The organism is Pseudanabaena sp. FACHB-1998, from assembly GCF_014696355.1.
In the GTDB taxonomy this organism is placed as follows: Bacteria; Cyanobacteriota; Cyanobacteriia; order Pseudanabaenales; family Pseudanabaenaceae; genus Pseudanabaena.
Window position 1 is genome coordinate 55,776 of sequence record NZ_JACJQA010000007.1, and the last position, 22,447, is coordinate 78,222.

Consider the following 22,447-nt stretch of genomic DNA (forward strand, 5'->3'; position numbering starts at 1 on the left):
CAAATAAAGGGCAATAGCTTGGGAATATCTATGGAAGCGATCGCAGTATTAGATAAAGTTTCTTATATTTATCCTAACTCTAAGGAGACCGTCTTACAGGATATTTCCTTAACGATCCATCAAGGGGAGTTTCTTGGCATCATTGGCGCGACTGGGGCAGGCAAAACTACCCTCTGCTTAGCCCTCACAGGGATTGTCCCCCAATTTTATGGCGGGCGCTTTTTTGGCAAAATTGCGATCGCGGGTTTAGATAGCCTTGATCATCCCGTCAGTGAGCTAGCCCGTCATGTGGGCATCGTCTTTGAAGATCCTGAAGTCCAAATTACGGCTACCTCCGTCGAAAATGAAATCGCCTTTGCCCTCGAAAATCTCTGCGTACCCCGTGAAGAAATCCTGCGACGGATTCCCAGCGTTTTAAAATCAGTGCGTCTAGAAGGTTTTGAGAAGAAGAATCCTCAAGATCTATCGGGTGGACAAAAACAACGCCTCGCGATCGCCGCCGCCCTTGCCCTTCAGCCTGATCTATTAATTCTGGATGAGCCTACCTCCCAACTCGATCCCATCGGCTCCCAAGAGGTTTTTGCCACCGTCCGCGAACTCAAAGAAAATTTAGGGGTGGCGATCGTCATGGTTTCCCATGCTGCCGAAGAAATGGCAGAATTTTGCGATCGCATCGCCTTACTGTCAGAGGGCAAATTGCTGGCGATTGGCACACCATCAGAAATCTATGGACAGGTGGATTTGTTACACCAAAATAAATTACGACCTCCCGAAGTTGCTCAAGCCTTTAGTCAAATCCAACAAAAAGGAATTGAGCTTGATCCAATTCCCGTGACCTTAGCCTCAGGATTGGCGGTTTTAGGGCAGTGGCGATCGCAAGGTCACAGGATCATATCGCCAAATCTTTCCAATTCCCCCAATTCTAGCGATCAACCTAAATTCTCTAAACCGCCAATTCTCTCTGTTAAAAATCTGCAACATACCTATGCCGATGGAATGGAAGCTATCAAAAATATTTCTCTAGATATCCAAGAAGGAGAATATGTTTTAATTGTCGGACAGAATGGCGCAGGTAAAAGTACCCTAGTTAAGCACTTTCTCAATCTCCTCAAGCCTACATCAGGACAAGTTTTCGTGGGCGATCGCGATACTTGCAAATTATCCGTGAGTGAACTCGCTCAATCCATCGGTTATCTCGCCCAAAATCCCGACAATCAAATATTTAATACCAGTGTCGAAAAGGAAGTATCCTTTGCGCTTCCTTTTTTGGGCTACGCTCCTGAAGCAGTTAAACAAGAGACGGCTCGCAGTTTACAAGCGATGGGACTCTGGGAAAATCGCCATGCCCATCCTCTCTCGCTTCCCAAAGGTGAACGCGGACGGATCGTGATTGCCGCCTTACTTGCCATGAATCCCGATATTATTATTTTTGATGAACCCACCACAGGACAAGACTATCAAGGCGCGTCTTCTATTTTAGAAGTGAGCCGTCAACTGCATCAAATGGGGAAGACGGTAATCGTAATTACCCACCATTTATACCTAATGCCTGACTACGCTGATCGCGCGATCGTCATGGGCAAAGGTACGATTTTGCTAGATGCGCCCCTGCGCCAAGCCTATCATCAAGTCGATTTGCTAGAGTCCACCTACCTCACACCTCCGCAATCGGTATTCCTATCACAATATTTAAGCAAAACTAGCGATCGCTCCTATCCACTCATCACACCCACAGAATTTGCCAGTTGCTTTGCGGCGCTATAGTACCAATGCTCCCAATGCATCGCCACTCGATGCTGATTAGTTTCCAAAGGCTCTCTATCATCAAATATTAAATCTGTGGGCGGCATGATTGTTACATTCCATTACCGATCGCGAAAAATGCTGACCAATATTTGGGATGTTTGAAATTTGCAGATTTGATTAGGGAAACTTGAGCCTTTTGGAGGGCTGCACTGGTGTTGATATCACCTTGGCGAAGTTCTTTATAGAAAGCGGTCATGAGACTTTGGGTTGCCTCATCATCTACAGACCAAAGAGAAGCGATCGCACTTTTAGCTCCTGCCTTCTGGACTTGATAGCCAAAGCCCAAAATCTCCACCCCACTGCCTAACTTCCCTACACCCGTTTGACAGGCGCTAAGGACTATCAGTTCAATGTTAGGAATTTGCCAATCGGTAATTTCGTTCAAACGAATTTTGTCACCATTGCCAAAAATGATGAAGGAATTATCGGGCGTACCGATATTAAACTCGGCATGGGTAGCGAAATGGAGGATATTGTAGTTTTTGAATTTCGATTCAGTGATTTGACGACTAAAATCACTTTCTAAGAGAGTGGTGGAGTTTTGGAAAGCATTGGCGATCGCTTGAACTTCTTTGATCGTAGCGGGTAGCCCCTGCTGACCAAACTTTTTCTCACCCGCTTTTCCACCAAAGGCTCCCGCTAAAATGCTAGGCTGAATTTTGGGCTTAGGCGAGAAGTCGCTAAGGCTGTAAGCAATGAGATTGCTAATGCGATATTTTTCGATGAGCCATTGCTTGCCATCATAGAGCGCCGCAAGGGGAACATAGCGCAGGATGCCATCGGGGGCATAGAGAATTGTCGTGGCTTTGGTTTGAGTGAGTTCGCTCTCAATCGGCTTAATTAAGAGATTGTAAAGAGAGATCGCATTTTCTTGGTAATCTTCAGAACCCGCATCAATGAGGTCGCCTTTAAAATTTGTCACTAGAGATTCTAGTTTGGCTTGCGATAGGTTAACGGCACGGCTAATGGGTAGAGCGTTGGGAGAGAAGAGAATGATCTCTAGGCGATCGCCTAAAATGAGAGGATAGAGTAAGACTGTGCTTTGAGGGATTTGGCGCAAATATTCAGGAACTTGATTTAGTTCTGCTTTAGGCAATTGTTGAATTTGACTCGCTAATTGACTGTTAAGGTCTTTGCTGTTCTCAAAGCTGATTTTTGAAAGTTGCGGAATCAGTGCTTTCTCCGCAGCTAAAACCCTAATTCCCTGTGCGGTGCGATCGCTACCCTTGATATTCTTGAGATAATCCTCTAGCTCTTGCACCTTGAGCAAGTCCAGTACTTGCAAAGCCTCCATAATTCGACCTTGCTTGAGTAATAAATCTGCGAGATTTTTATAACTATTGGCAATGGTTTCTAGATAGGTTGTTTGATCTTCCTTGCTGAGTCCACGAATGTCTTTACGAATTGATTCACGGACATTGATGGATTGCTTATAAAAGAGAATAGCTAATTCAGGTTGATTGAGTCTAGAGAGTGTGGAACCCAGTTGACTAAAGGAAAGGCTTTCCTTCTCGCGATCGCCATTTTGTTTAAAAATGGATAGGGTTTGCTGAAAGAAATTATAGGCTTGGTCATACTGCTGGAGCTTACTATAGGCGTTGCCCAAATTGCCAAGCACCAAGCCTTCACCATTGCGATCGCCTGTGGTGCGATTGATGGCTAGTGCTTGTTGATAAAATTCAATCGCTTTGGGAAGTTGCCCTGAATTACTATAGATAATTCCTAAATTATTCAATGATGTCGCTTCACCACCAAGATAGCTAAGCTGTTTAGAAATTGCTAAAGACTGTTGGTGCGTCTCAATGGCTTTGGGATAGTTGCCAATGCTGCTATAAGCACTCCCCAGATTATTCAGGGATTTGCCCAACCCTTCGCGATCGCCAATTTTTTTGAATAGCTCAATTGATTGCAGATTAAATTCAATAGCCTTGGGGAGATTGCCCAAATAGTCGTAAGTATTGGCTAAATTCCCTAACAATTTTGCTTCACTTTGCAGATCGCCATCCTGTCTTTTTAAAACTAGCGCCTGTTGATAAAAGTCAATGGCTTTCTGGTACTGGGCTAAACTGTTATAGCCATTACCAATACCGATTAAAGAGTTCCCTAACCCATTGCTATCTCCCAGCTTTTTGGCAAGTGCTAGAGAACTTTGATAAGAAGCAATTGCTTTTTTATAATCTCCCACAATGACTTGAGCCGTTCCCAAATCATTGAGTAAATTCTTCTGAGATTCCACATCTTGCGTTTGTCTAGCGATCGCCAAAGCTTCGGTATAGGCATTAATTGATTGGGAATACTGCCCTAAACTGCGATAGACATCACCAAGATCCTTAAGGGAATAACTTTGATTTTCAAGATTCCCCATCTGTTTGAAAATCGCTAACGCCTGTTGATAGGCGGTGGCGGCTTTTTGATATTGCCCAAAGCGTTGATAGGCTGTACCAAGGTTGCCTAGATTAAGACTCTCGCTATTGCGATCGCCGATTTGTTGATAGGCGGTTACCGCTTTCTGAAAGAAGTCCGCCGCCTGTTGATGCTGCTTTAGATTTAGATAGCCATTCCCTAAATTGCTAAGTGAAGTTGCTTCCCCCTTGCGATCGCCAATCTGTTGTCTAATGGTTAAAGACTGCTGAAAAAAACTAATTGCTTGATCGTATTGTCTTAGGCTGTTATAGACAGCGCCAATATTACTGAGGGAAGTAGCTTCGCCTTTGCGATCACCAATTTGCTTATTGATGGTTAAGGATTGTTGATAAAAGGCTAATGCTTTTGGATATTGTTTCTGTCGGAAATAGGTTAACCCAATATTATTTAGAACTACTGATTCAGCGCTACGATCTTTAAGCTCTTGATAAATCTGTAAAGCTTGCTCATAGGTTTTGACTGCTTCATCATAGCGACTACCGCGCAGCAATTGACTTGCATATTGGACTAATTGATCGGCTTGCTCTTGGCGGTTGGGGGGACTCTGGGCTAAGGTGCGATCAGCGATCGCCATTTGGATCGCCATTTGCACAGGCAACCCTAAAACCAACGTTAAAACTGCCATGCTCAAAATTTTACGCATTGATTCCCTCTTTTTGTGCTTTTTACTTTAATTAGAACTTATGCATCAAATAGATAGAAATAATGGGCTTTGCCCATTATTTCTATCTATTTGGTTTTATTCAATTCCGCTTCAATGCGACCAATTCGTACAGCATAATTCTCAATCCCACGACCGCGCCGATCTCTTCGTCCTGCGGCATGAAGTCCCACAATCTGATAGACCCCATCAATTTTGCTGATCAAGGCGGAACCTGAAGCCCCAGGATTAGTGTCGCAGTCATGTACTAACATTCCTTCCTTTTCGCCTAGGACGCTACATTTTAAATGTACGCCTGCGGTGTAGCCCCGCCCCGCCCCCAGTTCGCCATAGACTTTGGGATCAGGATAATCTCCCGAATAACCTGCTACTGAGAGTCTGTTTTTATACCGTTGCAATACGGCAATGGGAACCGTGCGCCATCTCAAAAAACCATACTTATCACCTAAGGGTTTATTGATTTGCAAAATCGCCCAATCATCGGCGGATCTGATATCAGGTTTATTTGTCCCTGCTAAAACATTGTTGACTACTGCCACATCGTTTTTTGTGCGAACTCGTCCATTGATCAAATTGGGTAAGAAGAACATTTTGGTAAATAGACGATCCTTCTCGTAGACACAATGGGCATTGGTCAGTACCAGCGATCGCCCAATCAATGTACCTGTGCAGGAATATTCCTTTCCTGCCTTGCTGATCATCACGATTTTGCCGACTGTAGACCAAGGATATTCACGGCTAATGAGTGGTAAGCGCTGATCTTCGCCGATGATGGCGCGATTGCTGCCCATTGGCGACTCGGATTCTCGTAATTTGCTAGGCACAAAGCCATCGGGATTGGCGTTAAGTTCTTTGAAGCTATCAATCTGAGTTGGGGCGATCGCCTCCTTGGGCAGTAATTCCGATAGGTTTTGGGCATTAACTCTATGGGGTGCGGTGAGATATTCTAACCCTGCGATCGCGATACCAAAACTAAAACTAAACCAATTTTGCCAAGTTCTAACTTTCATAGACTCAAAGGTTACCTGTTTAAAGTCACGTTTTTATCAGTATAATTTAACTTACGAAAAACTTTTTTAGGTTTCAATTTTTGCAACAATTCCACAGGGCTATAACCCATTACCGATCGCAAAGAATGCTGACTAGTAATTAGGAGAATGGCGAATTTTAATTTACAAGCAACTTTAAATCCTCTAGGATCGGGCTACTGCAATTACAAAATCTTATGACTGGATTAGAACCATTTATTCCACTTCTTGGTGGAATCATGCTCGATGTGCTTAAAGACAGTGGTAAGAAAGAAGGTGAAGGTTTAATTGCTCGTTGGATGAATCGAGATGTGGGTAAGGATGTGCAGGATGTCGTATTTAAAGCGGCGGGTAAGTATATCGAGAACTATACTGAACGTCATGGGGTACTCAAGGTATTGGGAATGCGTGAGCCTGTCAAACTGGATGAGGTATTTACGACAGTTCAATTATTGGGAGAGGATGAGGTTCAGCAGTTTGCAACTATTGATGATTTGGAGAAGCTTTACCGTGAAGCTGGTCAAAGATTGCTGCGGTATCGTTCTAAGGAAAGGCAAGATGGGATTGCTTTTGCTAGTCAAAAGCAATTTCTGATGGTGTTGGGCGCACCGGGGGCAGGGAAGTCTACTTTTCTTCGCAAAATTGGTTTGGAATCTTTTAAAGGAAAAAAGGGCAACTTTAAGCATCAAGCCATTCCAGTTTTGCTAGAGCTAAAGAAATTTACTGAGAGCAAAATCGATCTCAAGGCGCTAATCGAGGCAGAGTTTACTACCTGTGGATTTCCTAAGCCCAAGCAATTTACGGAAAGTGCTTTAGATCAGGGAAAATTGCTGATTTTGCTAGATGGTCTAGATGAAGTACCTTCGGCAAATGTCAACTCCGTTATTGATGCAATTCAAGACTTTGTAGATCGCTACGACAAAAATCGCTACATTGCCTCCTGTCGCACGGCTGCCTATCGATACAATTTCAAACGTTTTAGTGATGTGATTTTGTCGGAGTTTGATGATGAACAGATTCAGCAGTTTATCAATAACTGGTTTCGCTCCGAAGAAGACAAACAGGCGGGAACGGCGGCGCTTTGTTGGGAATTGCTAAAACGTGCTGAAAACAAACCTGCAAAAGAACTTGCCCATAGTCCGATTTTGCTAACTTTTCTCTGCTTGACCTATGACAAGTCACAAACCTTTGCAAATAATCGCAGTGGGCTATACAAGAAGGCTTTACGGATTCTCTTGGAGGAATGGGCTGCCGAAAAGCGGATTATGCGACAGGCGATCTATGAGGGTTTGAGTGTAGAGCTAGAGGAAGTTCTGCTCTCAAAAATTGCCTGTGAGGGATTTGAGGCGGATCGCTTGTTTATTCCTCAGACCCAATTAGTTGAGCGAATTAAGGAGTTTCTATCAAGTAATCTGAATGCGCCTAAACAACTGAGTGGCGAACAAGTTTTAGAGGCGATCGCCATTCAGCAAGGCATTTTAGTAGAAAGGGTTGAGGATGTATATTCTTTCTCACATCTGACTTTGCAGGAATATCTGACGGCAAGATATATCTACGCTCATGGTCAAATTTCGCAGATGGTAGAGAAATATTTGATTGATGATCGATGGAGAGAAGTATTTCTATTGACTTCTGGGCTGATGGTAGAGAGAGGATCGGATGAACTGCTTCTAGAGATGCACAAAGTAGCAAAACACTATGCACGTCATCCCAAGGTGAAAGCATTACTGCAATGGGCAGATCAAGTTACGGCAGGGTCATCAGGTAATTTTAAACCTGCGGCTAAACGTGCGGTCGCGATTGGCATCAGCAGAGCTAAAGTTTACTTTGTCACCGATAATTTCCGTACTAGTATATCTAGTTCTGTAGGTCATGCTATAGCCAGTTTTATCAACATAGACTTTACTAGAGCCAGTCTTCTCAACTTCGATGTCAATCTAATAAGCAGAGACAGCGTCACTAATATAGAGAATGACAGAGACAGTTATATCAAAATCAGTATTATCAACTTTATCAACATCAACCCCATCAACGATATTATCAACAACATCGATATCAATATTGTCAGTAATATCAACTTAACCAGCATCATCGATCTTAGATTAGAAAAATCAGGCATCTTTACAGATCTAAAATTGTCAAAACTTACAAATCAATTGCAAGATCTTCAATCTGCTGTTCTATATAGATCAGACATCACTCGAATTAAAAAAGTATCTGAACTATTTATATGTGCTTATATGGAAGTCTTTCATTTGACTGAAGAGCTTATTGATTACAGCAGCGAAGAATCTAAAGCCCTAAACAATTACCTCCGTAGCATAGACCTACTCCTCAAATGCAAGCAAGAAGCAGCTAGACTCTCCCCTGCAACGTGGGATGCGATTGAAGCAGACCTCTTGTTACCACCAGATGATTAAGAAACGGACAGATCCCCGACTTTTTTTGTAACCTTACAAATCCCCTTTGATAGAGTAGAAAAAGTCGGGGATCTCAACCTCAATTTAAACTGTAGGGGCGCAGCATTACCGCCATCATTTACGCTTATCACCGCGATCTCTAAACGGTAATGCGATCGCCCAAACCTCACAACGCAGCCACAATTTATCGGCGAGAGCAAAGAGGGTTAAGCATTTGCGGATCGAGATTTTTTGTGAGGAGTTTAGAGATTGTGGCGCAAATGCTTTACCCCTACAGGTTATTGGTGCTGTTGATGCAATCTCATGCAATTGTCTCTACCCCCGAATAATTCAAAATCTTTGTATCCGCAGTAACCAACGGACATCCTAAAACCTTAGCCGTTGCAGTGATAATCTGATCTGAAGGATCGCGATGAAAACCGACTAACTGAGTTGAAGCAATGGCAATCTGCGGCGTGAGATCTAATAATTGAATCGCTGGGTAAGACAGAGCCTTTTCAAACCATTCCTCAAGTTCGCAGGGAAGAGTCAAGCGATTATACTCAACCAACTTGGCAATCTCCCAACAAGATATGATACTAACCCCGATCGCTAAAGACTCTTGACTCTGAATAGTCGCCGCAGCAGTTTGACTAAGCTTGGAGTCTCCATGTACCCACCAGATCCAAATATGCGTATCTAACACAATCATCCCAGCACATCCCAATCAGAAATTGCCACAGGTTCTAAGGGATCGATATACTCAATTGGTAGACCACGCAATGAATAAATTTTACTTTGAGAAGATGTACGATCAGCTAAGCCAAAAACCTGTAATAGCTTGAGTACCTTTTCCAATTCATTCTCAGACATCAAATCAAGTTTATTAATTAGTAGTTCTTTCACAGACATTTAGTACTTACCTCACTATTCAACCTATTGCAAAATTCTTCTCGCTCATCTTCAGTTAACAAATCCCAATCCAACCCCCGATCGCTAGCTGCACGCCTTGCTCCAGCCTGTCCAATATTAGATAACTCAATCCAGCGATCGCAACGCTTTTTAATTAATAGCTTATATAACCGTAATTGCTTCTCATTAGAAAGCTGATTTACGAGTTCTATTACTTGCTCATCATCAAGCTGTAAAACAACCATTTTTTCTGAGGATTTGATAATGCTGATTCTATATCAGCATTATATCATTTCATTTACAGTCAATCTATTTCTGCAAGAAACCACAAAATCATTGTAGGGGCGCAGCATTATTCCCACCATTTACGCATATCACCGCGATCGCCAAACGGTAATGCGATCGCTCACCCCCCCCCAACGCAGCCACTAAAAACTTAGCCACTCAAAGATCTGGGAAACCGTTAAACTTAAATCAATTCCACTGAGGACAGGTACAGTTTGAGAACCTTCCAAAATTTGAATACGATGCTCAGGTAACACTAACAAAATATTTTCATCTTCAGGATCGAGCAACCAACCTAACTCTGTACCATGGTCTACACAATGCAACAAATTAGCTATCACTTTATTTTGTCTCTGATCGGGAGAAAGTATCGCGATCGCCCAATCAGGATATATTTCAAAACGGTTAGACACTCGTCCTGATGATTTGCGAGGAATTCTCTCCCAACGAAATACAGAAATATCAGGAACGATTGAGGCTCCTCCAAAAGTACAGCGTAATTCCGAAAAAGCATAGGCAATCTTTGGAGTTTCCACAACTTGGTTGATGTTTGTACATAACTTAACTTGTAACCGACTGTGTTCTCCTTGCGGCACAACTTTTTGAGTGACTTGTCCGTTAATAAATTCTGAGGCGGGTTTGGTTTCAGGTATTTCTAGAAATGTTTCTAAGCTATGGGGGGGTACTGCGGTGATGACCATATATTTTTTCCTTTACCTTTTTACTTTTCAACCACACTTCCAAATTCCCCTACCTTCTCAAAATCCAACTCCGCTTCCTCCAACTGCTCCTCCTCCAACTTCCTTCTTGTCTTACCATTTCCGCTATATCCGCTTTAATTCAAACTATTGCGCCACTTCGCTAACTGCGCCTTTGTTTTGCTATCAATGCGATTGCCTAACAGATTATTGGTATTGGCTTTAGTATTTCTTTGGCGACTTTGTACCGATCGCATAGTAGCTTCAACTTCCTGTTCCAAGGCGGTTGCCGATAGCCACTCCGCCCCAAAGCCAACGGCGGTTAATTGCTGGGCGCGATCGGAAGTAACCACAATAATTCGTTTTAAATGTCTGAGGGGATCGCGTCGGTAGTTGCCACATTGACGCTCAATGTAAGTATCCGCAGTCTCATTATGATTAGTGAAATATAATTTCAGGTTTTTGGTGATTTTTTCGGATTTAGCAGGAGTAGCCTGCACATAGGCATCAAAAACTAGCGTAGTTTTATAACCGTGATAAGCGCTAAAGTTCACCATTGTCTCTGTTAATTGCGATCGCGCGATTTCAAACCCTTGCAGATCTCGTATCTCCTGCAAGTGTCGCCACAACCCAATCACGTTATAGCCGTCCACCAACATAACGGGTGGATGTTCCGCCGACATAATGGTAGACCACTAAATAAAACTACTGCCTTTAATTCTGACACTAGACTTTACAAATGTTGCGTTTCTTTTCGTGAAAGTCCATAAATAATTAGTAGAGCGATGCTTTGCATCGCTCTACTAATTATTTTGTGAGAGCAGTAGTCAAAACTCAAACCAAAAAATGTGGCGTACGTCTAGCCTGTGCGCCATATTTTTTTTAGTACAAATATCTAAATTCTACTATTAGCAACATAATCACCTAAATTTTAGTATAGATTAAACACCTCAAACTAAGGTGCTTAGTGTCATAATGAGGCAGACATTAAATGAACTTAACCTCGAACGGCAATGGCACCGAAAAATTCCTCTGCGGCAGCAAATAGCCAAGTTGATAAGACTACTCCGATCGCCCAATCGGCAAAAGCCCAAGTCTCAAAATCCAGCATCAGCCCTGAAAAGAAGAAGGCTCTGGATGCAATCATGCAAAAAATCGAGAAAGACCACGGCAAAGGCTCGATTATGCGTCTGGGCGATGCTACAAGTATGCGTGTCGAAACTGTCCCTAGTGGTGCATTACCTCTCGACCTCGCCCTAGGTGGCGGTTTGCCAAAAGGACGGGTTATCGAAGTATATGGCCCCGAAAGTTCAGGTAAAACCACCCTTGTACTTCACGCGATCGCTGAAGTGCAGAAACGTGGCGGTGTGGCAGCCTTTGTCGATGCAGAACATGCCCTTGACCCCACCTATGCGGCTAATGTCGGTGTAGATATTGATAACTTGCTAATTTCGCAGCCCGACTCAGGGGAAATGGCTTTAGAAATTGTCGATAACCTCGTGCGATCAATGGCAGTAGATATTATTGCGATCGACTCTGTGGCAGCTCTTGTACCTCGCGCCGAAATCGAAGGCGAAATGGGCGCATCCCACGTTGGTTTACAAGCTCGCTTGATGAGTCAAGCTCTCCGCAAAATTACCGCCAATGTCGGCAGATCTAACTGCATCGTCATTTTCCTAAACCAACTTCGCCAAAAAATCGGCGTATCCTACGGTAGCCCTGAAACCACAACGGGCGGGACAGCTCTCAAGTTTTACGCCTCAGTGCGTCTAGATATCCGCCGCATTCAAACCTTGAAAAAAGGCACAGAGGAATTTGGAATTCGCGCTAAGGTCAAGGTTGCCAAAAATAAAGTTGCCCCACCCTTTCGCATTGCCGAATTTGACATTATTTTTGGTAAGGGCATTTCTACCCTTGGCTGTTTAGTCGATCTCGCCGAAGAGATGAGCATTATTGTCCGCAAAGGTGCGTGGTATAGCTACCAAGGCGACAATATTGGACAAGGTCGCGATAACACCATCAAATATATGGAAGATAAGCCAGAGTTTGCCCAAGATGTCGAGCGTCAAGTTCGTGAGAAATTATCCGCAGGGGCTGTAGTGTCAGCAACTAAGGTGGCTCCCGAAGAGATTGAGCCAGAGGATGACGATACTCCACCCGAGGATTTTTAATCTCTAAGTAAAGAAGGGCAGCACTTAGTGCTGCCCTTCTTTACTTAGCCAAAAACCTTTTGCTTCCAAGCGCTAATCGTATCAGTTAGCTCTTTGCGAGTAGTGGCAAGCAAGAGATAGCGATAGATAAACCAGAGCGAATACACAAAGCCCACCAATTCAAAAATACTAGGTAGTAAAGGCAGGTGGTTGAGAAAATCTAAAAGTGCTGAAACTGCAATCAATACAGGAATCGTAGCAATTACCGCAATAGCGATCGTCAGGTTGTCCTTTTTGCCTTCCCCAAAGTATTGATCCCATAATTGATTGATTTGCTTCCAAATATCTTCTGGGAGTTGGGGTGTAGCTATTTCGGATGTGGGGACTGTGCTTGATGGAGTTGGCTCGACAACTACTGGCTTTGGCGCTTCGACAACAGCAACTTTAGCGACACTGGGTTTCGCTGTCACAACTTCTACGGCTTCGACTAGATTCTCTGCCGTTGCTTCAACGGTAGTTTCGTTTGGTTCCATGATTTCTAAGATTAAGTATTTATAACTATTACTGTGAAATTTTAACAATATTTGTATCGTATTGTTATTTCTATAGCTTTAGCCGCCTGTCTTCCCAGTGAATAATTAAGGGTGCGCGGCTCTGCCGCGCACCCTTAATTATTCACTCGAAAAGGAGTAGCTTTTTGAGAAAACTTGATCGATTAAACTTTTTTTAAAGAACGCTCAAATTGATTACGATTTTCAAATACTTCAAATAGACTTTTCATAGAAGTAGCTTCTAGCAAGAAGTCAATATATTCGCTGATCGAGCAAATAGCAAACTTACAACCGATCGCCCGCGAACTTCTAAGAGCAAATACCAAAGCCCCTAACCCTGAACTATCCATGCGCTTTAGATGTTGGAGATCAATTAAGAGAACATCAGGCTTGCCGTCTAAAACGTTGCTTGCTTGCTGACGAAAATAATTAGTGCTGGTTGCGTCAAGATGACCCGTTGGTTGCATTACTTCAATACGCATGGCTTTTGTTCCTCCTTTCTCGCGGTTAGAGACGCGATAAATTTTTAAACTGACTTAAATAGATGTTTGAGAAAATTAATGAATGCCTGAATAATTCTTTAAAATATCTAAATGAGTAGACATAGAAGAAAACAGCCTTGGAGAAAGTGATTTGCTTTATCTAAGCTAATGTTTTAGGTAAATAAATCCTATAACTCATTTAATAGCCATATGTTACTGCTTTAGCCTAAGGATTTTTTAACCAAAAGTTATGCAAAGGTTATTTAAGAAGTTATCAATATGTCGTTTGACTATAGCAATGTAAGTTTTGCTTAGGACATAAAACCCAAAAAGCGAGTTGCGGCGCGAAGCGCCGCAACTTGCTTTTTGGGTTTTGGTTTGTACTGGCTAACTCTTGCATTGCTATAGCTGTTTATGGGGACAGAAATATTTTCAAGAAAAAAGTCGATACTGAGTATCGACTTTTTTCTTGAAAATATTATCTTTTGGAAACTGAAAGCCGATCGCTTAAATACCATCGCCAAGGCAAATCGACTCCTTGAGTAATGCCGATTCTGGTGGTTTGGATAATAGGCTCGTTGAAATTGGGCGATCGCGCTTCTAGCCACAAATCAAAATCTGGATGCAAAGTAACGCCATCAAGTTGACGATCAATTTTGAATAACCGACAAAGTTTTCCTGGTCCCGCCCCAGCCCGATTCATTTTTTCCTTGGGATTGCTCCAACTGGGTAGGCGATCGCATTCAATGGCTCTAATTAAGACTGCACTACAAAAATCTTCGCGATCGGTCACAATATTGACGCAGTGATATATCCCATAAATTAAATACACATAAGCCGTGCAGGGCGCACCAAAAATTGCGGCATTGCGCTGTGTCTTGCGTCGATAACCATGACAGGCGGGATCGCTAGCATCATAGGCTTCGGTCTCCACAATTACCCCCCGATAGGTCACCCCCTCAATGCGTCGGACTAAAGTGCATCCTAATAAATCAGGAGCAACGGCTGAGGCAGGACGCTCAAAAAAAGATTTTTCTAGCAGCATAAAAAGTCAACATCCAAAAGCCGTAAAGCGGCTTTTGGGTCACAAAGGACAATTTACCCAACTACTCAGCCCATCCAGCCAAAACTCTTTTTTCCAGATGGGAGCCTCAGTTTTTAGGGTATCGATCGCATAGCGGCAGGCTTCAAAGGCTTCGGCACGATGGGGCGAACCGACGGCAACTAAAACACTAATTTCACCAATTTTGAGTTTGCCTAAGCGGTGATGAATTACAACCTCCGTAATATCGAGAAACTGGTGATGGCAGCGATCGCTAATGTCTTGAAATACTTGCAAAGCCATTGATTCATAGGCTTGATAATCTAAATAATCAACCGCCCTTCCCCCAGTTTGGTTGCGTACCATCCCACTCATTAACACGATCGCGCCATTCCGAGCTTGATCGGCGATCGCATAAGCCGCCGCCACATCTAAAACCTCATGGGTTAGCCAAAAATTTTCTGCCATAGCTGCTTTTGCTGGGTTAACTCAAAATTTAACAAAGGGGTTGCAACGCAACCCTTTTGTTAAATTTTGAAAATTAATCTTCATGTTCTTCAAATTGATCGACCAATTCTTTGTTCGGGGGGCCAAATGCCACGTATATCGCATAAGCCGTCAAACAGATCACACATACGGCAATAGTCACCGCGATCGAAGTTGCATTTTCCATGGATTGAATCAATGATTTGAGTTATTGTTACAATTATACTATTTCGTAACAATCCTTTTAAGAAGACTACTTTATGTCACAACGTACTTGGCTTGGCGATATTCTCAGACCCTTGAATGCAGAATATGGTAAGGTTTCTCGCGGTTGGGGAACCACCCCTCTGATGGCAGTATTCATGGGCTTGTTCCTTGTGTTTCTGGTCATCATCCTCCAGCTATACAACTCCTCTTTGATTCTTGAAGGTGTCAACCTTAAATGGGGCGGCTAATTTTTAGCTGTTTCCCGTCTTACTCAAAGGCACGCAAAGCGTGCCTTTGATGTATCAAGGAGATGTATTTGACATAGCCTGACGATGTAAGTTAAATATCTAGCAATTTTGAGGTTATCTCCAATGAATATTTTCGGTATTGGCTTACCCGAGATGATTTTAATCATGCTGGTGGCTCTATTAATTTTTGGTCCCAAAAAACTACCCGAAATTGGACGAAGCATGGGCAAGGCAATTAAAGGCTTTCAAGAGGCTTCCCGTGAGTTTGAATCAGAGTTTAAACGTGAAGCCGATCGCCTAGAGCAAACTGTGAGCGCCCCCGCCGCTACCACTGCCGAAGTCAAAGCCACATCTTCAGAAGAACTTAAGGAAGCCACAAACGCTGCGGATGCTTGATAATCAATCAATTTCTCTAATCGTCGGACTAGGTAACCCTGGTCCTGAATATGAACGAACTCGCCACAATATTGGATTTATGGCGATTGATCGCTTAGCCTCAGACTGGAGTATCTCTCTGGGCAAAGAAAAGCGATTTTATGGAATTTTTGGTGAAGGTCGATTGTCGAGCCGATTAGCTAGTAGTGGTAAAATTCGGCTCCTCAAGCCCACGACCTATATGAATGTGTCAGGTCAATCAGTGCGAGCCTGTGCCGATTGGTTTAAATGTAACCCCGAAAATATTTTGGTGATCTATGACGACATGGACTTACCCCTCGGTAAATTACGTTTACGTCCTTCAGGTTCGGCTGGCGGACATAATGGCATGAAGTCGATTATTTCCCATCTGGGTAACCAAAACTTTCCTCGATTGCGTCTTGGTATTGGTCGTGGCGAGAATAGATCTAATCAAAGCACCGCAGCGATCGCTACTAAAGCCAACCAAAATGTTGCTAACTATGTCTTAGGTGGTTTTACTGCATCTGAGAATAAAATCGTCAACGAAGTCCTCGAAATAACCACATCCGCAGTAACGAGTATTTTAGCGGATGGATTAGCAAAGGCGATGAGCTTATATAACAGTCTTAGCGTTGATACCCCTACAAGCTAGCTTTCTATCTACCTTGAAGCATCAAGCGTGATGTATCCAAATGCTTTTGGAGCTAGTAAGGGGTATGATAAGACGGACTTTCAGGCATTTTGAACAATTTTTGTATAAAGTCGCTGGGACATGCAATTGAGATTTCATCTTAGAGAGAGGAGACAGTAATTTATGAAAGCCATGATTTTAGCGGCGGGTAAGGGTACTAGAATCCGCCCTATCACGAATATCATGCCTAAGCCCATGATTCCAATTATGCAAAAACCTGTGATGGAATTCCTCGTAGAATTGCTCAGGCAACATGGCTTTGATCGCATCATGGTTAATGTGAGCCATTTGTCTGAAGAAATCGAAAACTATTTCCGAGACGGTCAAAAATTTGGCGTACAAATGGCATATTCCTTTGAGGGGACAATCATTGATGGAAAGCTTCAAGGTAGCGCTCTTGGCTCTGCGGGTGGGCTAAAAAAAATTCAAGATTTTTCCCCCTTCTTTGACGACACCTTTGTCGTGCTTTGTGGTGATGCGCTTATTGATCTCGACCTCACCTATGCCGTTAACTGGCATCGTCAAAAAAAGTCCCTAGCTACAATTATTACCAAGACTGTTCCTAAAGATCAGGTGTCTAGTTACGGGGTTGTAGTCACCGATACGGACGGTCGCATTAAGCAGTTTCAAGAAAAGCCAAGTGTTGAAGATGCCTTAAGCAATACGATTAATACTGGTATTTATATTTTTGAGCCAGAGATCCTTGATTATGTGCCTTCAGGTGTGGAGTTTGACTTGGGTAGCGACTTATTCCCCAAGTTAGTTGCCGCCGATCTCCCATTTCATGCCATCTCTATGGATTTTCAATGGGTAGATATCGGGAAAGTTCCTGACTATTGGCAAGCTATTCAAGATGTTTTGTCGGACAAAATTAAAAATGTGAAAATTCCTGGGCATGAAGTACGTCCAGGAATTTTCACAGGTTTAAATGTGTCAGTTAATTGGGACAAAGTCGATATTCAAGGTCCCGTTTATATTGGGGGAATGACCCAAATTGAGGATGGGGCGACGATTATTGGCCCTACGATGATTGGACCTAATTGCCATGTTTGTAGTGGCGCGAGTGTGGAGCGCAGTGTAATTTTCGAGTATTCTCGTCTATCGGATGTGCGCCTAGTCGATAAGCTGGTATTCGGTCGCTACTGCGTAGACAAAACTGGCGCAACGATCGATCTACAAGCGGCGGCTTTAGATTGGCTGATCACGGATGCTAGACATCAGCAACAATCACAGTCTCCCCTAGAGTTAGCAAAAGCTTCTGTCTAGAAATACAAAAAATTGAGGTCCAAGCACCTCAATTTTTTGTATTTCTAGCTCTACTGATTTTTATAGCTGTATTCACTTAAGTCAAAACAAAAACAGAAAATGGCGTAGCCATTTTCTGTTTTTGTTTTAGGGTTTGCGAAGGCTGAGAAATTGATCGATTCCTCTGGCGATCGCCTCAGCCATTTGTTTTTGATAATTAGGATTACTAAGATTTGCCGCTTCCCTAGGATTAGTCACAAATCCAGTCTCCACCAAAATAGCAGGCATCGAAGTTTTGGCTATCACATAAAAACCTGCGGCTCTCACGCTGCGATCGCTAGCGCCAGTGTTATTAATAACTTGAGAATGGACATAGCTCGCCAGTTCTCTACCCGATGTAGATCCACGAGCATAATAAGTTTCAACCCCATTAACGGCGCTATTGAGAGAAGCTAAGGAATTAGCATGAATACTCACAAAAATATCTGCTTTTACCCTTTCGGCTAGTCCCACACGCGGTTCTAGATCGATTTCTACATCATTAGTGCGCGTGTAATAAACGGTATAACCCATGCTTTGTAAAGTCTGCCCCAAGGTTAAGCTCATGGGCAGAACAATGTCTTTTTCTTGAACCCCATTAGCAACTGCCCCGGGGTCGCGTCCGCCATGACCCGCATCAACTAAAACTACCCCTCGGCGGCGATCGCCATTATTCGGTGGGGATGGGATGGAATTATTCTGGGGTAAAGGTGGGGGACTAGTTTGAGAAGTGGGCTTGGGGGGTGGTAAAACGCTATTAAGGGAAACTTGTAGTTTGATTTGCTTATTACTTAGGCGCTGACTCTCCCGTATTTGCCAACCCGCGATCGTTTTGATGCCAATTTCTAACGAAGATCCAACTTGTACTAGCCGAATTCTTTCAATCGGACTATTGATCGCCAACGTCGGGCGCTGAAAATTTACGGCAATTTTGGTGTTGCTGATGGTCACTTTATAAAGACCAGAAATGCGATCAAAATTAGTTTGGTAAGCTATGGGCTGGTTAGCATCAATTAATAATTGCCCCGTACTGCTAAAGCTCAACCCTGTAACTTCTGCAGAATTGCTGTTGGTAGGTGCGGGGATGATGGGGCGAGGGCTGTTACTCGGTTCAATGGGGATGGCTTGCGTAAGGCGATCGCTTGGTAAGCCTTTGCTTTTAACTGAATTAGTTTTTAATGGAGATGCCGTATATGTTTGTGGCAATTGAGATGGTGAGTCATGAGCCTCAATACTAGAGCTGAATATGCTTCCTATATAGCTACTAGCAATGCTAATAAAAACTCCAACTGCTAGTTGTCGATATCGCAAAATATTTCTCCCAATGGCATAAAAATCCGCAGATTGAGCTATTTAATTGAGCTATTTAACAGCTAGATTGTTGCTCTCCAGCGATCGCTCGACTCTCTATCTTCGGTAAGACTTTAAAAAGCTGTCAACTCCCCTAGCGATCGACTCAGCCAAACGTTCTTGATAAGAACCACTGAGTAATCTGGAAGCCTCGGATGGATTGGTAATATAACCAGTCTCCACAAGAATAGCTGGCATCGAAGTATTCCGAATTACATAAAATCTAGCTGACCTCACACCACGGTCATTTGCGCCTGTATTAGCAATAATTTGATCATGTACTAAATCGGCAAGATTCTTTCCTAAAGACGCACCTGGAGCGTAATAAGTTTCTACGCCATTCACCTGAGAGGAACTAGCATCTAGAGAGTTCACATGCACACTAACAAATACATCAGCTTTAGCATTCTCCGCTATTTGCACTCTAGGTTCTAAATCGAGATCGAGATCTTCAGTACGTGTATACACTACCGAATAACCTATTTGCTGCAAGATTCTGCCTAACTGTTTGCTTATAGCGAGCACAATATCCTTCTCGTAGACTCCGTTTCTCGTAGCGCCCACATCAGGTCCACCATGCCCGGGATCGATAACTATCAAGCCACGCCCATTGTTATTGCCATAGATTTGCGCGGTTGGCGATCGCGGATTAGTCGGCAAAACACTAGTATTCTGAGAAATGCTAAATAACTGCAACGCCACCTGCTGCGCGTTGGTGCGTGGAGCTTCGCGAATTTGCCATCCAGTAATTGTTTTTACACTGACGACTACCGTATCACCCACTTGATTGAGGCGAATTTGCTCAATCGGACTATTAGCCCCCAAAATCGGACGGCGTAGTTGTGAAGAAATTCTCGTTGCAGGAATTGTAAAGCTATAGGTATTAGTCTCTGGGCTATTACTACTACGATAAGTAATGGTCCTACTGGCTTGGATTACAAGTTGTCCGTAACCATTAAAAGACAAGCCGTCAATGGTGGGGGGCTGATTACTACTTGGTTGATTAACTGGGTTATTACTTACAGGTAGCGTAGCTACAGGGACGGGGCTAGTCTGTGTTCCCACAGGTCTCAGCAGCAGAATGCCTCTTCCCCCATCAAAGGAGCTTTGCCATCCCACTGGATTCGGATTACTAAGATCCAAAACTAATCTTGCGATCGCAGGAGATTTCTGAAACTGTGCGACTCTAATCTGTCTGATGCCATAACGGTTAATCGGTACTGTAGAGTTATGGAGCCAAGCAGGTACTTCCGTAGATTGCAAATCTAAAATAACGCGATCGGGATTAGCTACTCGCGTAGTGCTGATCTGAGGATTTCCATTGATCGACAATATTAGCCCTTCTGTCCCAACTTGAACATTGCGTAGCTGAAATTGTTGAGAAAAAGGTAGTTGAGCTTGAAGGCGATGTATCTGCTGAAATTCCTGCTGTAAATTATGAGTATCTTCAGCGTTGACTGGCTGAGTCCCAAAACAGCTACTAATCACCAAGCACAACAGCATCCCAATTGATTGTTGATAGTATTGGTTCAAAAATTTACTCCCGTCAAATTGCCTAGAAAATTGCCTAGAGAGTGCCAATTACAACTTTAAGACAGCAATTCTACAGGAGATAGCGCAACTTTTTCTACCAAAGGTAACTTTCCTAACCAACGTCTTGATACCTGTGCAAAGCGATCGGGATCACCACTGACAAAGAATCGAGTTTCTGCACGCCCACATCGATTTTCAGAACATTTTAGTCCCATCAAATCCAATTCTTGACTAGCCGCTCTTACAACATAGGATGCAGGATTAACCAAAGCCACATGAGAAGGCAGAATCTGACGTAAAACCCCTGACAAATGTGGATAGTGAGTACAGCCTAAAACCAAAGTATCAATATTTGCTTCAATTAATGGCTCTAAATATTGCCTTGCAGTTTGTAAAGTATAGGGATCATGAATGCGATCGGACTCAATCAAAGGCACAAACTCAGGGCAGTCCATCTGAAAAACCTGTGCTTGGGGATCACTTTCACAAATAGCTCTTACATAAGCTTCACTTTTAACCGTAGCAGTTGTAGCAATTACACCAATGCGCTTACCCTTGCCCACAGCAGCCCTCGCCCCTGGCAAAATCAAGCCCAAAATTGGTAAATCAAAATCTTTTCGCACAATATCCAGAGCTAGAGCCGAGCTGGTATTGCAAGCCATGATTGCCATCTTGACTCGCTCAGATTGCATCCAATTCAAAATCTCATATACATACTCAATAATTTCCGCAGGCGATCGCTTCCCGTAGGGCAACCTTGCCGTATCTCCAAAATAAACCACAGACTCATTAGGCAATTGGCGGTGAACTTCTTGTAAAACCGTAAGTCCCCCAACCCCACTATCAAAAACACCAATAGGGAACCGAGCTTCCTGCTGCAAAACCATTCACATCCTCACAATTCACATGCATCACAGTAAAGCATACTTTTTAAAAAGTGCGTATCAGCCTAACTAATTATCCGCAAATACAGGCGCATTAGACACTTATACTTTTTTATGAGGCAGCTATTCATTAAGCGATCGTCACCTCATAAAAACATAACCTTAACTAATCACAAAAACAGAAAAACAATCATGGACTTATCTCTAATTCCCCCCCAACCCAAAGCAGGTATCCTCAACGTCTTAATCGAAATTCCCGCAGGCAGTAAAAACAAATATGAGTTTGACAAAGATCTCAATGCCTTTGCCCTAGATCGTGTTCTTTACTCCTCAGTTCAATATCCCTACGACTACGGCTTTGTCCCCAACACCCTTGCCGACGATGGCGATCCTCTTGATGGCATGGTGATCATGGATCAACCCACCTTCCCCGGTTGTGTTATCCCCGCCCGCCCCATCGGAATGCTCATCATGATTGATGGTGGCGATCGGGACGAAAAGATCCTTTGTGTCCCTGCTAAAGATCCCCGCTACGCGGATGTCAAAACCCTAGCCGACATCGCTCCCCATCGTCTCGAAGAAATTGCTGAATTTTTCCGTTCCTACAAAAACCTAGAAAAGAAAGTCACTGAGATCAGAGGCTGGGAAGGCGTGGAAGCAGTTCAAGCACTTGTAACTAAATCAATTGAAGCGGCATTGCCTAAATCCTAAAACTTTTTTGCGGGTCTGAGATCCTTCTACCGCAAGGAATAGATCATCTAAGCCAAAATCTTTTCAAAACAAAACCAACAAAACCTATTGACAAAGCTTTATAACCTTGCTAAGTTAGTAAAGCGCTGAAGGGAGGCGAAGCGAAAGCAAGCCGACCTAAACTGAAAGGAAAAGCGCGAAGAACCTAGACAAAAGAATAGTTTGAAAGCTTTAAGAAAC

Annotated in this window: 23 protein-coding genes; 8 read left to right on the forward strand and 15 right to left on the reverse strand. The window is 43.2% G+C overall.

The window, feature by feature from the left end; translation table 11 throughout:
• Positions 1 to 30 precede the first annotated feature (30 nt).
• Positions 31 to 1,764, forward strand: coding sequence for an energy-coupling factor transporter ATPase (locus H6F42_RS03690; protein ID WP_190398016.1), 1,734 nt, complete (start codon positions 31 to 33; stop codon positions 1,762 to 1,764).
• Between the two features lie 91 nt (positions 1,765 to 1,855).
• On the opposite strand, the gene H6F42_RS03695 is transcribed toward H6F42_RS03690, so the two are convergent.
• Positions 1,856 to 4,855, reverse strand: coding sequence for a tetratricopeptide repeat protein (locus H6F42_RS03695; RefSeq protein ID WP_190398017.1), 3,000 nt, complete (start codon positions 4,853 to 4,855; stop codon positions 1,856 to 1,858).
• A gap of 104 nt (positions 4,856 to 4,959) precedes the next feature.
• Positions 4,960 to 5,901, reverse strand: coding sequence for a trypsin-like serine protease (locus H6F42_RS03700; protein ID WP_190398018.1), 942 nt, complete (start codon positions 5,899 to 5,901; stop codon positions 4,960 to 4,962).
• Between the two features lie 215 nt (positions 5,902 to 6,116).
• On the opposite strand from H6F42_RS03700, the gene H6F42_RS03705 reads away from it, so the two are divergent.
• Positions 6,117 to 8,339, forward strand: a complete 2,223-nt coding sequence (locus H6F42_RS03705) for an NACHT domain-containing protein (RefSeq protein WP_190398019.1) — start codon at positions 6,117 to 6,119, stop codon at positions 8,337 to 8,339.
• Between the two features lie 301 nt (positions 8,340 to 8,640).
• Here the strand turns inward: H6F42_RS03705 and H6F42_RS03710 are convergent, their stop codons facing one another.
• The 5 genes from H6F42_RS03710 to H6F42_RS03730 form a co-directional block, all read right to left on the reverse strand.
• Positions 8,641 to 9,030 (reverse strand): type II toxin-antitoxin system VapC family toxin, encoded by a 390-nt coding sequence (locus H6F42_RS03710; RefSeq protein ID WP_190398020.1) that lies wholly within the window; start codon positions 9,028 to 9,030, stop codon positions 8,641 to 8,643.
• Entirely contained in the window at positions 9,027 to 9,230 is a 204-nt protein-coding gene (locus H6F42_RS03715; RefSeq protein WP_190398021.1) for a hypothetical protein, read from the reverse strand. The genes H6F42_RS03710 and H6F42_RS03715 overlap by 4 nt, the downstream gene beginning before the upstream one ends.
• Positions 9,221 to 9,475 carry a hypothetical protein gene (locus tag H6F42_RS03720; protein WP_190398022.1) on the reverse strand — a complete coding sequence of 85 codons (255 nt, stop codon included), beginning with the start codon at positions 9,473 to 9,475 and terminating at the stop codon, positions 9,221 to 9,223. Before H6F42_RS03720 ends, H6F42_RS03715 begins: the two co-directional genes overlap by 10 nt.
• Positions 9,476 to 9,658: 183 nt before the next feature.
• Complete coding sequence (locus H6F42_RS03725; RefSeq protein WP_190398023.1) at positions 9,659 to 10,216, reverse strand: Uma2 family endonuclease; 558 nt, start codon at positions 10,214 to 10,216, stop codon at positions 9,659 to 9,661.
• A 134-nt stretch (positions 10,217 to 10,350) separates the two neighbouring features.
• A complete protein-coding gene (locus H6F42_RS03730) occupies positions 10,351 to 10,896 on the reverse strand; it encodes an NYN domain-containing protein (RefSeq protein WP_190398024.1) in 546 nt (181 codons plus the stop codon).
• Between the two features lie 330 nt (positions 10,897 to 11,226).
• Here H6F42_RS03730 and recA point away from each other — a divergent pair, with 330 nt between their 5' ends.
• Positions 11,227 to 12,384, forward strand: a complete 1,158-nt coding sequence (gene recA / locus H6F42_RS03735; RefSeq protein ID WP_190398025.1) for a recombinase RecA — start codon at positions 11,227 to 11,229, stop codon at positions 12,382 to 12,384.
• Between the two features lie 44 nt (positions 12,385 to 12,428).
• Here recA and H6F42_RS03740 read toward each other — a convergent pair whose 3' ends face one another.
• The 5 genes from H6F42_RS03740 to psbN all read right to left on the reverse strand — a co-directional run bounded on the left by H6F42_RS03740 (position 12,429) and on the right by psbN (position 15,111).
• Positions 12,429 to 12,896, reverse strand: coding sequence for a CAAD domain-containing protein (locus H6F42_RS03740; RefSeq protein ID WP_190398026.1), 468 nt, complete (start codon positions 12,894 to 12,896; stop codon positions 12,429 to 12,431).
• Positions 12,897 to 13,078: 182 nt separating this feature from the next.
• The gene (locus tag H6F42_RS03745; protein ID WP_190398027.1) at positions 13,079 to 13,396 is read right to left on the reverse strand and encodes an STAS domain-containing protein; all 318 of its coding nucleotides are present in this window, start codon (positions 13,394 to 13,396) and stop codon (positions 13,079 to 13,081) included.
• Positions 13,397 to 13,874: 478 nt separating this feature from the next.
• Positions 13,875 to 14,441, reverse strand: coding sequence for a DNA-3-methyladenine glycosylase (locus H6F42_RS03750; RefSeq protein ID WP_190398028.1), 567 nt, complete (start codon positions 14,439 to 14,441; stop codon positions 13,875 to 13,877).
• A gap of 39 nt (positions 14,442 to 14,480) precedes the next feature.
• Positions 14,481 to 14,906, reverse strand: a complete 426-nt coding sequence (locus H6F42_RS03755) for a molybdenum cofactor biosynthesis protein MoaE (protein WP_190398029.1) — start codon at positions 14,904 to 14,906, stop codon at positions 14,481 to 14,483.
• A gap of 73 nt (positions 14,907 to 14,979) precedes the next feature.
• Complete coding sequence (gene psbN, locus H6F42_RS03760) at positions 14,980 to 15,111, reverse strand: photosystem II reaction center protein PsbN (protein ID WP_190398030.1); 132 nt, start codon at positions 15,109 to 15,111, stop codon at positions 14,980 to 14,982.
• 73 nt (positions 15,112 to 15,184) lie between these two features.
• On the opposite strand from psbN, the gene psbH reads away from it, so the two are divergent.
• The 4 genes from psbH to H6F42_RS03780 all read left to right on the forward strand — a co-directional run bounded on the left by psbH (position 15,185) and on the right by H6F42_RS03780 (position 17,732).
• On the forward strand, positions 15,185 to 15,379 hold the full coding sequence (gene psbH / locus H6F42_RS03765) for a photosystem II reaction center protein PsbH (RefSeq protein WP_190398031.1): 195 nt from the start codon (positions 15,185 to 15,187) through the stop codon (positions 15,377 to 15,379).
• Between the two features lie 123 nt (positions 15,380 to 15,502).
• Positions 15,503 to 15,775 carry a TatA/E family twin arginine-targeting protein translocase gene (locus tag H6F42_RS03770; RefSeq protein WP_190398040.1) on the forward strand — a complete coding sequence of 91 codons (273 nt, stop codon included), beginning with the start codon at positions 15,503 to 15,505 and terminating at the stop codon, positions 15,773 to 15,775.
• Positions 15,768 to 16,427, forward strand: coding sequence for an aminoacyl-tRNA hydrolase (gene pth, locus H6F42_RS03775; protein WP_199288891.1), 660 nt, complete (start codon positions 15,768 to 15,770; stop codon positions 16,425 to 16,427). The genes H6F42_RS03770 and pth overlap by 8 nt, the downstream gene beginning before the upstream one ends.
• Positions 16,428 to 16,589: 162 nt before the next feature.
• Positions 16,590 to 17,732, forward strand: coding sequence for an NDP-sugar synthase (locus tag H6F42_RS03780; protein WP_190398032.1), 1,143 nt, complete (start codon positions 16,590 to 16,592; stop codon positions 17,730 to 17,732).
• Positions 17,733 to 17,858: 126 nt separating this feature from the next.
• On the opposite strand, the gene H6F42_RS03785 is transcribed toward H6F42_RS03780, so the two are convergent.
• The 3 genes from H6F42_RS03785 to murI form a co-directional block, all read right to left on the reverse strand.
• Positions 17,859 to 19,061 (reverse strand): N-acetylmuramoyl-L-alanine amidase, encoded by a 1,203-nt coding sequence (locus H6F42_RS03785; protein ID WP_190398033.1) that lies wholly within the window; start codon positions 19,059 to 19,061, stop codon positions 17,859 to 17,861.
• Between the two features lie 96 nt (positions 19,062 to 19,157).
• A complete protein-coding gene (locus tag H6F42_RS03790; RefSeq protein WP_190398034.1) occupies positions 19,158 to 20,633 on the reverse strand; it encodes an N-acetylmuramoyl-L-alanine amidase in 1,476 nt (491 codons plus the stop codon).
• Positions 20,634 to 20,689: 56 nt separating this feature from the next.
• Complete coding sequence (gene murI / locus H6F42_RS03795; protein ID WP_190398035.1) at positions 20,690 to 21,520, reverse strand: glutamate racemase; 831 nt, start codon at positions 21,518 to 21,520, stop codon at positions 20,690 to 20,692.
• 189 nt (positions 21,521 to 21,709) lie between these two features.
• Here murI and H6F42_RS03800 point away from each other — a divergent pair, with 189 nt between their 5' ends.
• Complete coding sequence (locus H6F42_RS03800) at positions 21,710 to 22,228, forward strand: inorganic diphosphatase (RefSeq protein ID WP_190398036.1); 519 nt, start codon at positions 21,710 to 21,712, stop codon at positions 22,226 to 22,228.
• The last annotated feature ends 219 nt before the right edge of the window (positions 22,229 to 22,447 follow it).